The sequence below is a fragment of the Porphyromonas somerae DSM 23386 genome (assembly GCF_000372405.1).
GTDB lineage: Bacteria > Bacteroidota > Bacteroidia > Bacteroidales > Porphyromonadaceae > Porphyromonas_A > Porphyromonas_A somerae.
The window spans coordinates 1-13088 of record NZ_AQVC01000027.1; the positions used below are offsets into that span (position 1 = coordinate 1).

Sequence of the window (13088 nt, forward strand, 5' to 3'; positions counted from 1 at the left end):
TAATACCTACGATATCCGCGGTGCTCTTCTTGTCTCTTCTTTTTCTTCGCCTTCATCTCTATAACTTCGTCTAACCCAGAATCTAGGTACCTATGAACCCACTCCAGGATCGTAGTCCTACCAATAGGAACAAGGTGTGAAATCTGGGTGTAACCTAAGTTTTCCTCAAAATAGAGGTGAATAACTCGGTCAAAATAAATCTTCTGGAGTTGACTCCTTTTTACAAACTTACTCATAAAAATCTATCTATGAGTCAACTTTTTCTAGGACAAGACAGACCACAAGGGTCGATGACGTATACCATACCTATTTCCCGCCGGTCGTTCGGGGCTTTCGCCCCTCCGACACGGGGGCTATCTGAATGGCACCCTGGCGGGTGCCCTTATGCCTTTATAGACAATATGTTCAATCAAATCTAATACCTATTGTCGAAACTTCTAATGCGTACCTCCTGCTCCTTCACCCTTCATTCTCAACTAGTTTTGGGGGAGGATGAGGTGGAGGTGGCGGAGGGTGGTTTGGTACTGTTCGAAGGTGGGCTTGAAGGGGAGGGTGGAGGAGGGGTGGCGGAAGCTGGTGGATTGTTGCATGACCCAGTTATCGACGTTGGCGACGTTGCCCCACTTTGAGCGGAAGGAACCATCGGTGGGTGTAGTCGGAGTGGCGGTTGTTGGGGCGTTGGAGGTGGAAGTGGGGCTGGGTTGTTGGTAGAGTTGGAGGAGCTTGATCTCTTGCTGGTACTCAGTGAGGAGGAGGTAGGGGTAATCGGCCTGATACTCTGCTGGTAGGGCTTGCTGTAGAGCGAGGGCTGTGACCCACTGCTCTCGCTGGTAAAGGAGGGGGCGGAGGGTGAGGAGGGCAGCGGTCTGCCATTCGCTCTCGGGAAGCTGTAGAAGTTGTTCGGTCGCTTTCTGGAGGTGAAGGGTATCGGGCTGCTGTAGTGCCGAGTGGTAGGTGATGTAGGCTTGCTCTTCGGCGGTATTGCCAGTGGGGTTATTGCCTAGGTCTACGGTGGCGGTAAAGCGCTCCCATTGGGAGGGACTTTTGCGGGAAAGGTAGTGCAAGGGTGCTTGGGCGGAGGCATCGAGGAGGTGCCACAATCGGGCGGCACGATAGGCGAGAGGGTTCTTGGGTTGTTTCAAGAGTTCCTCTAAGTGGTGAATGGTGTTGAGGGTATCGCCTTGGGCGAGGGCAATGACTGCTTGTGATGCGGGGTCAGGATTGGACCAAAGGGCGAGCAGGCGACTCGCCTCGGTGGGGTTGTCCATCAGTAGGTGGGCATTAATCAGCTGTAGGGTGTCGGTGGCTCTCTCAAGGAGTGCCAAGCCATCGCCGAGTAGTTGTGCCACTCTTTGGGAGAGGGGGTTATTAGGGGGTAGGCGGTGAAGGAGGTCGGTGAGTGGCTGTTGATAGATCCCTTTTTCGTCGTATAGGTAGAGGGTTTTTGGGGGACGAAGGGTGGGGGAAGAGGCGAGTAATTGTGCCTTTATTTTTGCCACTTCTTGCTTTAGAAAGTAGTGTTGGTTGTAGCTTTTTGCCCTATTCAGTAAGGAGCAGCCCGCCAGTAGGCAAGGGAGGAGGAGTAGGGCGAGGAAGGCTTTGGAACCACGCATCTCAGGCAGTTTTGGGGCGGGGTAGGGCTTTGCAAAGCAGAAAGACCACGGAGAGTAGGATCACTGAGAGCACGCCTGTGGGGAGATTGAGGTAGTAGCTGGCAAAGAGGGCGATGAGCACGGTGACTGTGCTGAGGAGGGTGCTCCCGATGATGAGCCTCTTGAAGCTATGGCTGTAGCGGCTGATGGTCATTTGTGGCAGGGTGAGCATACTCATCACCATCATGATACCCATCACGCGGATGCTGAGGACGATGCCGATACAGATCCACACCATCATGCCGTACTGGTACCAGCGGTGACGCAGACGGCGTATCTGCATAAATTCGGGGTCGAACGAGGTGTAGAGTAGTGGCCAGTAAAAGAAGCCGAGTAGCAGTGCCGTGACGACTACATAGATGCCAAGTAGCCAAAGCTCTAGTGGAGTAACGAGTAGGATATTGCCAAAAAGGAAGCTACTGAGGCTGGGGGTATACCCTGGGGTGAGGAAGGTGAAGAGGATGCCGAGAGCCATCCCGAGCGACCAGATGGCGGCAATGGCGGAATCTTCGCGGACGGCTCCTTTGCGGCTCAGCCACTCTACCCCTAGCCCGCTGAGGATAGCGGCACCAATGGCGTAGAGGAGTGGGTTTTGCCCCAGAAAGAAGCCTAGCCCGAGCCCCGCAAAGGAGCTGTGGGTGATGCCACCCGAGATGAAGACCATTCGGCGGACTACTACAAAGCTGCCCACGATGCCAGTGATCAACCCAGTGAGTAGCGCGGCAATGGCAGAGTGGGTGAAAAAGCTATAGTTGAATAGTTCTAGCATCGTTTACGCCTTTCTATTGAGTTGTTGCTCTAGCTGAGTGAGGATGGTCTTGGGAATCGGTAGGCGACGCAGTCGGATGCTCCTTGCCCATGCCGAGACCTCCTCTGGACGGAGGGTTTGGAGTACCTCTTGCCACTCTTGTAGCTCTCCGGGGGTGTAGTCCTCTCCATTGCGCTGGCGGAAGCGGTCTAGCTCCTGATCTTCGAAGTAGACGATGTGGGGCTTCTGCTTTAGCTTGGCATGGAAGCATTCTGTACCGCCACAGCAACCGCTGCAGCTATGCTCTGGTATGTGGCAAGGCTCTTGTGGTACCTTCCCATCGTTGGCCTTGAGCATCTTCCGTAGGTAGTAGATTCCCAGCACTGCTAAGGCAATGAGGAGAACCACTACTATTATTGTTATGACGAGTCCCACCCCTAATGTCATTGTTCCATTCATATCTCCTTTATTTATATAGTGCAAAGTTACAGATATTTTTCCAAGGCGAGACACCACAGTTTTTGGCATCGTTTGGGGGTCTATAGATAAGGACCCCTCTGCCGAGGTCCTTCTGCCCTATCTGAAAGGAGCTAAATGTGTCTATTTGTTGGCGTTGTTTTACCCCCACCCCTCTACTCGCAAAACACGAGGAGACTCAACCGCCTTGAGCTGCGATTGAGTCTCCTTTTTCTAGAGCTCGTCCAAGATAGACGAACTTATAAACCCTACTTTGGCAGGTCAAGTGGAGGCTGTCCGACGGCTTGTCGTAACGTATTAACCAGTAAGGCTAAGTCCACATCGCCCATCTGTGCTGCGAGCTTGAGCGGAGTACGAGGTGCTACAGTCTTGCGCAGTATCGGATTGGTCAGATTTCTATACCGATCCGAGAGCGATACAAGCGTATCGATGAGCTCCGGGTAGCGGTCTAGCATCGCCCCCACTTTGGTCTCAGGGGTGATGAGTAGAGGTGTCGTATCAGTCATAATTCAGAAGCGTCCTAGAGCCTTCTAGTTGCCGTAGCTCAGTAATATCTTGAGAGCACTCAACGACCCCTAGATAGTTACCCTCGGGGTCACGCACAGCTGTGTACTCTATATAGATAAATCGCCCACGGAAGTTGCCAATCCAAAACTTAGCACAGCTCTGGCGACCACTCTTGAAGTCGGCAAGGATAGTCTCTACGACATGGACACTTTCGGGCGGATGACACATACGTACATCTCTACCGATGATGGATCTATTGCGAGCGAAGACTCGCTTGGGGCTGTGAGAGTAGAAGCGTACCTTATCGTCTTTGTCCACAAAGGTGATGTCTATTGGGAGGTGAATGAGTAGAGCCTCTAGCTCAGCGACACTAAAAGCTCCCGTGGAGAGCCGTATAGCATCATGGCTCTCGTACTGAAAGTGCAGGTTGTCCGCCTCCACGTCTGGTTGCCATACAGTCTGCGGGTCATATAGGCAGTATCCAAACTCTGGTGTCTCCTGATAGATGTGATACCACTCAGCCTCTGTCAGTAGGTCCAGTGTCATTGGGAAGAGGATCATCTCCTCTTTGGTGATCATGCTGTCCAGCATCTCCACTGCAGGGTCAAAGGTCTCTACGATGTGATCTCTCAGAGATGCCGTATCTGAGATCTCTCCAGAGAGTACTGCTATGGCACTCTTGAGTAGCTTCCTAATCTCATCGTGCTTGCCCCACATGACTACAGGAGGTCCAGTCACTCCATGCTGCTCTAAGTATGGGAAGAGCAGGTACTCCTTGCGCAGATAGTGCTTGTCTACATCCATCAGTCGGTTGAAGATAGATCTCAGACTTAGCAAGAGCTCCGAGAGCGGATGCTCGCAATGCTCCCCTTTGATCTCTTTTGCCAAAGCATAATACTCAGCGACCACCTCCCCTAGAGCTACATTCTCAGCTCTAAAGGTGTCTATGGGGTGCCCCGCAGGTACCTCTTTGGCCCCACTCACATCTATAGCTCCCTCTAGGACCTCTGAGTGGTGGTCGCAAAAGAGCTGTATCTCATCTGTCGATAATAACCCCTGAGCTATTAGCTCCTCCTCTACAGCAACTACCTCTTGGTAGGGGATAGTGTGGAGGAGTGTGGAGAGTTGCCGCTTGAGAGTTTCGGGCTGCTCTCCTTGATGTAAGCGCAGGAGTATCTCTTTGAGCATCGTCTTGCGCTCATCTGGCGTGTTATGTAAGAATTCGCTCATATTTCACTGATCGTTTAACGTGAATTTATATCAGTCTAGCCAAGACATGATGGCTATCCCTTAGGCTAGTTGACCACTAGCAAATATACATATTTTGGTCAGATTATAAGAAATATATCCCCCGTAATTTCCGTTTGCTTCGTGAAGCTTTCCGATTTCCTTGGGAGAGATTGGAATCTGCGGAGATGTAAGAGTCACTATGAAGTGCGGTTGTGGTACCATATTATGATGATTTATTCGTACATTTGTCTTTAACCGCGAATGAATTCACCTTAAAGGAGACAATACATAATGAATGAATTGAGATACAAGCGAATCTATGAAACTCCAGTTGAAACAGATGGGTTTCGCGTTCTTGTGGACAAACTATGGCCGCGACGGATGAAAAAGGAAAATGCTAAAATTGATTTATGGGCTAAGGAGATCACACCATCAGATGGACTTCGAAGATGGTTTTCCCATACTCCTGAAAAATATGATGAGTTTAAAAAGAGATACAGACAGGAATTGTCCGAGAACTCAGCATCACAAGAGTTTAAAGATTTGTGTGTGCAGAAGTTGCAAGATCACAACGTGACCCTTCTGTATGGTGCAAAAAGTGAGAAATGCAATCATGCTGTGGTTTTGAAAGAGTGGTTGGAAGAACATATACACCAGTAAGTGTATAAAGAGGTGCAAAATGGCCTTACGACCCTGGCTGAGGGATTGGACAACCAATGGAAGGTCTTCGCGTTTTTTGAATATAATGCTAGGTGAAGTTGTCCGACCCGCAAGGGGTCGTGTATGTTTGTTGGCGTTGCTTTACCCCCGGTCGTTCGGGCTATGCCCTCCGACTCGGGGGCTACGACAAATCGGACCTCTCCGAGGTCCTTCTGCACTGTCTAAGTGCTTATTTAAGCGTTATCCATGCTATTTTGCGGTGACCCCTTTGTACTTATGGGGATAATTCTCTATCTTTGTAATGAATTATATAGACTATCCAACCAAATTCAATACTGACAGTTTATGAAAGATGTAGCTACTATCCTGAAAGAGACCAAAAAGGCGATGAGCGAGACCATCGACTTCCTAGATGACAAATTGGCTAAGATACGTGCTGGCAAAGCGAATCCCAAATTGCTTGATGATATCCGTGTCAATTATTATGGCAATCCTACCCCACTCAATAATGTGGCGAATGTATCGGTGCCAGATGCTAAGACGATCATCATCACCCCTTGGGAGAAGAATATCATCCGTGATATTGAGAAGGCGATCATTGATTCCGACCTCGGCATTATGCCTGAGAATAATGGCGACTTGATCCGAATTGGAATGCCACCACTCACCGAGGAGCGTCGTCGCGACCTGGCAAAGCAAGTGAAGGGTGAGGCGGAGCAGGCCAAGGTGAGTGTACGCAACGCTCGCCGTGATGCGATTGATACGCTCAAGAAGCAGGTGAAGGATGGCATGCCTGAGGATGTCTCTAAGTCTGCTGAGGGGGATATCCAGAAGATGCACGACGACTTTATCAAGAAGATTGATCAACTCTTTGCCGCTAAGGAGAAGGAGATAATGACCGTATAACTACGATGCCATGACCGGCTTAGTTATCCAAAATAGAGGGAGTCTGTACCAAGTAAAGGTGGCAGATGGTGAGAGCTATAGCTGCAAGCTGAAGGGGAGTTTCAAGGTGAATGATATCCAGACCACCAACCCTGTGGCGGTGGGTGATGTTGTTGACTTTGAGCTACCCGAAACAATGGAAGAGGCGAAGGGGCAAGAGCATTTGGGGTGGATCACTAAGATTCATCCGCGTACTAATTATATTATCCGACGCTCCTCCAACCTCTCCAAGCAAGCACATATATTAGGTGCTAACCTCAGCCGAGCCCTCCTTTTGGTGACGGTCAATTATCCAGTTACCTCCACTACATTCATTGATCGGTTTTTAGCTACAGCCGAGGCGTATCGTGTGGAGGCAGCCCTTGTCTTTAATAAAGCGGATCGCTACAATGACCACGAAGAGCGTAAGCTCAATGAGCTGATGAGGCTCTACGAGGGCTTGGGCTACCGCTGTTTCAAGATATCGGCGAAGCATGGGCAAGGAATGGAGTCACTGAAGGAGTATATCTCCACAGGCATTACTCTGCTTAGTGGGCACTCGGGGGTGGGGAAGTCTACCTTTATCAATGCCCTTGTGCCAGGGGCCAATCTACGCACTCAGGATATCTCCGAGGCACACAATATGGGAGTGCACACCACCACCTTCTCCGAGATGATCCCCTATGGTACTGAGCCCGATACCTATCTCATTGATACTCCTGGCATCAAGGGGTTTGGCACGATAGAGTTTGAGCGCGAAGGGGTGAGCCACTACTTCCGAGAGATCTTTGAGCTGGGGAAGCAGTGCCATTTCCACAATTGCACCCACACGCACGAACCTAAGTGTGCTGTCTGTGAGGGGCTCAATAGAGGCACCATCGCACGCTCTAGATACAAGAGCTACCTCAGTATCTTGCAGGATGAGGATGAAGGGAAGTACCGTCTGTAAAGGGGTATAAACTCCTCTTCCGAACAAACCTTCTCCAAATAGTCACGTCTAAGAGTTATGAATAAGTATATTTGGAGTTTACTAGCCCTTGCCTGCTCCTATCTTGGAGCTGTGGCACAGCAGCCGACAAAGGGCGATAGCTATGAGACACTGGTGATGCGCTACTACGATTACTACGAGGCTCAGAAGCCCGATAGTGCAGAACTGGTGCTCCGTGAAGCACTCACACGCTATCCCGATATGGAGAGCAACTTTGTGCTCCACGGCAATCTTGCCGAACTACTTGTGGCAAGGCAAGACACCTTATCCGCTATTTCCGAACTCACAGAGGCCCTTCGGCTACAGCCCGAGGTGACGCAGCTCCGCTCTCGCCGTGCTGAGTTGTACGAAGGAGTGGCACGGTATCAAGATGCCCTTCTCGACCTCGACCAACTCATTCAGCAGAAGCCGGAGTGGGAGATCCCTTTATATAATAGAGCGAGGGTTCGCTCCGAGTTAGGGCTTCACAATGGTGCTATCCACGACCTGGAACAGATACTAAAGCTCAATCCCGAGGCCTATCTCCCTCGCATAGCACTCGCTAAGGAGTATCAGCTCTCTGGTGACTCGCTTTCGGCGGAGAAGCTACTGACGCACCTGATAGATAAGTTTCCAAAGATCCCCAACGCTTACCGAGCATTGGGGTGGTTGCTATTGGAGCAAGACCGAAAGGCGGAGGCCCTCGATAGGGTGCGGCACGTGATACAGGAGCTGAAGGTACCGACGAAGGAGGATTACCTCTTGCGAGGAGCGATCTGGAGCAAGTATGGAGAGGAGAAGGAGGCGGAGGCCGACTTTGAACGAGCAAAGGCACTAGGTGCTACGGACGATGAAATTAAAAAGGTAAGACAATGAAGAGATTAATTAAGTGGTTACTGATCCCAGCACTACTCGTTAGTGCCATCGCAGCGTGGGGCAAGATAGAGAAGACTATGAAACCGACTGAGATAAATATTACCGCTGAGGTACGAGCCCTCAATAGGCTATACACCAATTATGGGCGTGCGCTGACGGAGTACGATAGCTCCAATGACGCCTCTACCGACACCCTCCTTTGGAGTCCCGAGAAGACGAGGGAGGAGAGCCGTAAGTTGCTCACCCAGTTGCTCCAGCAAAGAGAGCTCCTTCGGCTACTTCCTAGCGAAGAGCTTAGCCGTCAGAAGCGTGTAGAGCGGTGGGGCTTTTATCTCGATTCCTCTAAAAACCAATACTACAATCTACTGGAGATACTCCATCAGTTTGTCTCTAGTGATAAGGAGCTAAAGCCTTTGCTCACGAGTGAGCTAGAGGAAGCTCTGCAAAAGGAGTTCTACCCAGAGGCATTGCAGATAGTGCGGTATTTCAATCTCCAACTCCATGATGAGGTGAAGCTCAAGGAGTGTCGCCCACGGTTTGCCGAAACCGATGAGGGGCATTTGATAGATATGTGGCTCCTTCGCTACCGATTGATACACGAACTAAGGGAGCTGGAGATAAAGCTTTCGGATGACCACGCCACCGAGCTAGATGAACAGTGGACGGCTATGGTAGTTCCTTTTGAAAAGGAGGGAGAGCGACTGCTCACTCAGCTCCAGGGGAGTGCCTACGAGTCGGAAGCCGGGCAAATCTATCAGGAGTATCTAGGTGACCGCTTGGTTTCGATCCGGCCAGAGGTGGTCAATACCGCTACTGGCGAAGTGCGCATCAAGGTTTTTGGTATTCTATCAAAGCCGAATAAGTTACAGAGGAGTGGCGGTATCACCATTGGTGAGCTCCCTAAGGGGATTGTCCGTAAGACCTTCACCGACCGGCTTTCAAAGGTGAATAACTACGCTTATTCTCTTGAGGAGGGGAAGTCCCGAGCCCATCTCCGCTATGAACTTCTTAAGGTCTATACTTACAATCTGGAGAATTATTGCAAGCAGATAGAGGTGCTGGACCGTGCTACTGGTGCCCCTGTGCCCAACGTACGGATTGATCTAATGGATGGAGATCGCAAGGTATTTACTACGATGGCGACCGATAGTGAAGGGCGAGCTTTACTCCAGAGCAGATCAAATTATTACTGGGCAGTGGTGAAGGATCCACGGCTGATCACTGAGGAGCAAGTCTATATTAGTGAGCTACCAAAAGCTCAAAAACAGAGAGAGATAAAGATTACGAGGTTCTACACCGATCGCCCTATCTACCGTCGTGGGCAGGAGGTTAAGGTGGGCACCGTCACCGCTAAGTACAAAGGCGATGACCGACACGTTTTGCCCTCTGAGCCTCTGACGATTAAGCTCCAAGCCTATCGCAACTTCGACTTGATTACCCTCGAGACGAAGAAGGTGACCACCAACCAGCACGGTGTAGCGGAGCTCACCTTTACCCTACCTGAGGATCAGGATCTCTCCAACTTCCAGCTCATCTCTAAGTGGGGCAATAAGGAGATAGAGGTGCAGGACTACAAGCGTAGTTACCTCCAGGTCTCTATAGATAGCATCCCCACCGGTTATCTCTATGCCCATCCGATGAAGTTCTATGGGCAAACGACCGACCTCAATGGGCTACCTACGCCAGCTACCGTGGAGCTTCTCTATGGTGGTGATAAGCGGATTAAAGCCACCTCGGGTGCCGATGGTCACTTCGTCATCACCACGCCCGCACTCTCTGAGGAAGAGGATGAGTATGGAGATAGAATTGAGCTATCTGCTTCAGACGCTCTTGGGAATACCGCACGAACCTCTCGTTACCTTGAGCTACTCGATACCGATATGCCCCTTGATGCGGAGTCCCTCATCAATGAAGACACCTCTATTTATAAGGAGCAATTCACGCTCTCTACTACCCTCCAGCCCTATAATCATCGGTTGCTCGGAGATATCTCCGACCGCGTTATCTCTGCCTACTTGGTGAATGAGCAGGATACCATTCCGCTAGGCAACCTCCCAGTGAATGGCGAGCAACAGTTCTCCCTTCCTAACCTCCCCAGCGGTGGCTACCACCTACAGCTCCGCACGGTAGATGGGTATGGAGAGGAGCAGCGAGATGAAACCTACCAAAAGTACTATTTCTATAGCTCCAGCGATACTCAGCTACACGATAAGTACCCAATTTGGGCTGAGTTCCTTCCCGATGGGGCACTTCTCTTTGGTTCAAGTAACGATCAACTCATCATCCTTTCTCTTGAAAAAGAGGACAAGACTATCTACAAGGAGTACATCCAGGTGGTAGCCGGCACGCTCTACAAGCACACGCTGCCACAAGTGGGTGCCGAAAGGGTGATGCTACAGTCGCTCCGTAATATGGAGACGAGGGTGAAGCGATTGGACCTACCAAAGGAGGAGGTGGCAAAGGAGAAGGCGAAGCTCGAAGGCTTTGCTTTCGATGAAAGCATTCGCCCAGGTAGTGAGGTGGAAAAACGTATCAAGGTGATTGGCAAGTCGGGACAACCGCTCGCCAGCACCCCAGTCATTGCCACTATTTATGATAAAGCAGTTAAAGATGCTGCTTTGAGTGTAGGGGCTATGCCGTGGATCCCTATTGAGAGTGGACTAAGGCTCGAGAACAGCCTAGAGGGAGCCCTCTATGGGGCTCGGGCTCCACTCCGCCTGAGGGGGGCAGGGGTAGCCGAAGCTGCACCAATGGAGATGAGTAAGCAGGCAGCCCTAGATGAAGTGGTGGTTACCTCAGCCCCAGAGGAGCCAGCTCTCCGCACCAACTTTGCCGAGACAGCCTACTTCTCGGCACTCCTCGAGACCGACCAAGAGGGCGAGCTACTCCTGAAGTTCAAAGCCCCCGACACGCAAACTAAGTATGTCGCTTACCTCTATGCCTTTAACGACAATCTCACCGAAGAGGTGCTAGATAATACCACCCTAGAAGTCTACTCGCCACTCAGTATAGAGCTTTCCACCCCACGTTTCCTTGTGTGGGGCGACCGCCTCGACGGCTCTGCTCAGATACGCAATACTGGTGACCAAAGCTGCACAACCACCTATGTGATTACCTCTGGTGCCGAATTATTGGCTGAGGGAACGATAGAGGTGCCAGCCCACGAAACGGTGAGCGTCCCCTTTAGCACCACTGCTCCACAAGCAGCAGAGCTCCAATTGCAGGCCAAGATCACTTCGGGCGAACTGAGTGACGGACTAGAGCGGGTGATTCCGCTGATCAGCAACCTCTCCACCTACACGGTGGCGCTCCCTATCTCCCTCTACAAGGAGTCGCAAGTAACCCTTACCCCACCTAAGCAAGAGCTCGCCAGCAGTGACCTAATGCTCCAGCTTTACTTCGATCCTATCCAATTGCTTCTAAGCAAATTGGCCATCAGCCATAGGAAGAGTCTCAAGAACGACCTTTCGCTCTTTGGAGAGCTCCACTTCTATAGCGTTTACAGCCGTCTCCATAGTTACCTCAAGTCGAATCCCGAGCTAGCAGTGCGGCTACAGAAGGATGCTAAGGAGCTGAGCTTGATTAAAGAGAAGCCAGCACACCGGAGCGACCGAATAGCCGACCCTCAGACCTTAGCTAGTTTCTACCAATTCATCACCAACGAAAAGGCACTTACAGAGCGACTAGCTCAGATAGAGAAGAGCATTCAGAGCCACGCCGTTGCGGGCGGAGGCTTCCGCTATAGCCTTAAGACGTTGCACGCCACTCCTTGGCTCACCCATTATATACTAGAGCAATTGGGTGGCTTGGAGGTGACCAATCCAGAGCTACAAAAGAGCCTACAGGCCTCTCTCCCCTACTTGGCTAAGGAGCTACAAAAGAAGGATAGCTACTACCGAGACTTCGTTGCCTTTGCACTTGTTGCGCACCAATACAGCTACCCACTGCCCGACTTTGGCGAACCGATGAAAAAGCAAGTGGACGCTCTCCGAAAAGGCTACCAATCTGCCAGCAATAGCACGATGCTACGATTTGCGGAGTACAGTCAGATCTACGACCAACCTGAGGCCTACGCCCAGGTGCGTCAGTTTATCAAGGAACGCAGTGGCTACACCTTTAATGACGATGAGAAGCTCACCCTCATGCTCTTCCTCAATCAAGATGAGCCAGAGGTGAGCCAAGAGGTGGTGAAGTTTGCCTTGCAGGTGAAGCAAAATGCCATTTGGTATGACCAAGCGATCGTACGGGTGGCACAGCTGATTCTTGATAAGGTGACCCCCACCACCATTAGCGACCGTGCCACACTCACCATCAATGGCGAGCGCTACCAGCTTTCGCCTACGGAGCGAGTGACCGGCACCCTAGCAGTGCGGTACCCCGCCAAGGAGGGGGCGCTCACGCTCACCTGGAGTGGTATTCAGAGCGATTATATCTTTGGTGCCCTCTCCTATCTCGTGACCGAACCGAGTGCTAAGGCCACCCCAACGGGTAAGCAGCTGACGATTGAGAAACAGCTCTACGTCCGCAAGGTCGATAGCAACGGGAAAGAAAGCTTTACCCTAGCTACCAACGTGCAGAAGGGCGATAAGCTGATAGTCCGCTACCTCCTTGAGGCAAAGCAAGACCTCAGTCTGGTCACCATACAAGACCCACGCCCAGCTGCGGCGGAGATGGGCTACGACTTTGAAGGCTTCCGATTGGCTGATCGCCTTTGGTTCGACTATAGTCGTCGCGACAATCACGATCGACTATACATCGACTACCTACCACGCGGACGCCATCAGATAGAGCTTGAAGCGGTCGCTACCCAGAGCGGTCACTTCACCTACGGCCCCGCCCAGATCCAGAGCTACTACGCCCCCGAGTATGCTGGTAACTCCTCCGGCGGCTCTCTCGAAGTGGCGAGATAACATCCCAACACATATATATATGGTAAACGACCCTTGTGGCTGCACCCCTGCAATCACAAGGGTCGTTGGTTTTGGACCCCTCGTAACCCGCCAGTGTTTGGCTCTGGGGGAGGGCGAGTCTTGACTGGGGGTTAGCT

General features: G+C 51.3%; 10 protein-coding genes and 1 pseudogene. 5 read left to right on the forward strand and 6 right to left on the reverse strand.

What is annotated here, in order from left to right; translation table 11 throughout:
• The 6 genes and pseudogenes from A3GK_RS0106240 to A3GK_RS0106265 form a co-directional block, all read right to left on the reverse strand.
• Nucleotides 1-236, reverse strand: a pseudogene (locus tag A3GK_RS0106240) (hypothetical protein); the annotation flags it as partial.
• A 240-nt stretch (nucleotides 237-476) separates the two neighbouring features.
• On the reverse strand, nucleotides 477-1613 hold the full coding sequence (locus tag A3GK_RS0106245; protein ID WP_018028614.1) for a hypothetical protein: 1137 nt from the start codon (nucleotides 1611-1613) through the stop codon (nucleotides 477-479).
• 1 nt (nucleotide 1614) lies between these two features.
• Nucleotides 1615-2421, reverse strand: a complete 807-nt coding sequence (locus A3GK_RS0106250) for a metal ABC transporter permease (protein ID WP_018028615.1) — start codon at nucleotides 2419-2421, stop codon at nucleotides 1615-1617.
• A 3-nt stretch (nucleotides 2422-2424) separates the two neighbouring features.
• Nucleotides 2425-2859 (reverse strand): FeoB-associated Cys-rich membrane protein, encoded by a 435-nt coding sequence (locus A3GK_RS0106255; RefSeq protein WP_244860728.1) that lies wholly within the window; start codon nucleotides 2857-2859, stop codon nucleotides 2425-2427.
• Nucleotides 2860-3125: 266 nt separating this feature from the next.
• On the reverse strand, nucleotides 3126-3383 hold the full coding sequence (locus A3GK_RS0106260) for a DUF1858 domain-containing protein (RefSeq protein ID WP_018028617.1): 258 nt from the start codon (nucleotides 3381-3383) through the stop codon (nucleotides 3126-3128).
• Nucleotides 3376-4614, reverse strand: coding sequence for a DUF438 domain-containing protein (locus tag A3GK_RS0106265; RefSeq protein ID WP_018028618.1), 1239 nt, complete (start codon nucleotides 4612-4614; stop codon nucleotides 3376-3378). Before A3GK_RS0106265 ends, A3GK_RS0106260 begins: the two co-directional genes overlap by 8 nt.
• Nucleotides 4615-4905: 291 nt before the next feature.
• Between A3GK_RS0106265 and A3GK_RS0106270 the strand changes: the two genes are divergently transcribed.
• The 5 genes from A3GK_RS0106270 (at nucleotide 4906) to A3GK_RS0106290 (ending at nucleotide 12951) form a co-directional block, all read left to right on the forward strand.
• On the forward strand, nucleotides 4906-5274 hold the full coding sequence (locus A3GK_RS0106270) for a DUF488 domain-containing protein (RefSeq protein WP_018028619.1): 369 nt from the start codon (nucleotides 4906-4908) through the stop codon (nucleotides 5272-5274).
• A gap of 387 nt (nucleotides 5275-5661) precedes the next feature.
• On the forward strand, nucleotides 5662-6180 hold the full coding sequence (gene frr / locus A3GK_RS0106275; protein ID WP_371440868.1) for a ribosome recycling factor: 519 nt from the start codon (nucleotides 5662-5664) through the stop codon (nucleotides 6178-6180).
• A gap of 10 nt (nucleotides 6181-6190) precedes the next feature.
• Entirely contained in the window at nucleotides 6191-7147 is a 957-nt protein-coding gene (gene rsgA, locus A3GK_RS0106280) for a ribosome small subunit-dependent GTPase A (RefSeq protein ID WP_018028621.1), read from the forward strand.
• Nucleotides 7148-7204: 57 nt separating this feature from the next.
• Nucleotides 7205-8041: a tetratricopeptide repeat protein gene (locus A3GK_RS0106285; protein ID WP_018028622.1), complete on the forward strand. Its 837-nt coding sequence runs from the start codon at nucleotides 7205-7207 to the stop codon at nucleotides 8039-8041.
• Complete coding sequence (locus A3GK_RS0106290; protein WP_018028623.1) at nucleotides 8038-12951, forward strand: alpha-2-macroglobulin family protein; 4914 nt, start codon at nucleotides 8038-8040, stop codon at nucleotides 12949-12951. The genes A3GK_RS0106285 and A3GK_RS0106290 overlap by 4 nt, the downstream gene beginning before the upstream one ends.
• The last annotated feature ends 137 nt before the right edge of the window (nucleotides 12952-13088 follow it).

Bases quoted from the DNA above. Each gene is read 5' to 3' on its own strand.
- A3GK_RS0106245 (WP_018028614.1), bottom strand. From the start codon at position 1,613: ATGCGTGGTTCCAAAGCCTTCCTCGCCCTACTCCTCCTCCCTTGCCTA.
- A3GK_RS0106250 (WP_018028615.1), bottom strand. From the start codon at position 2,421: ATGCTAGAACTATTCAACTATAGCTTTTTCACCCACTCTGCCATTGCC.
- A3GK_RS0106255 (WP_244860728.1), bottom strand. From the start codon at position 2,859: ATGAATGGAACAATGACATTAGGGGTGGGACTCGTCATAACAATAATA.
- A3GK_RS0106260 (WP_018028617.1), bottom strand. From the start codon at position 3,383: ATGACTGATACGACACCTCTACTCATCACCCCTGAGACCAAAGTGGGG.
- A3GK_RS0106265 (WP_018028618.1), bottom strand. From the start codon at position 4,614: ATGAGCGAATTCTTACATAACACGCCAGATGAGCGCAAGACGATGCTC.
- A3GK_RS0106270 (WP_018028619.1), top strand. From the start codon at position 4,906: ATGAATGAATTGAGATACAAGCGAATCTATGAAACTCCAGTTGAAACA.
- frr (WP_371440868.1), top strand. From the start codon at position 5,662: ATGAGCGAGACCATCGACTTCCTAGATGACAAATTGGCTAAGATACGT.
- rsgA (WP_018028621.1), top strand. From the start codon at position 6,191: ATGACCGGCTTAGTTATCCAAAATAGAGGGAGTCTGTACCAAGTAAAG.
- A3GK_RS0106285 (WP_018028622.1), top strand. From the start codon at position 7,205: ATGAATAAGTATATTTGGAGTTTACTAGCCCTTGCCTGCTCCTATCTT.
- A3GK_RS0106290 (WP_018028623.1), top strand. From the start codon at position 8,038: ATGAAGAGATTAATTAAGTGGTTACTGATCCCAGCACTACTCGTTAGT.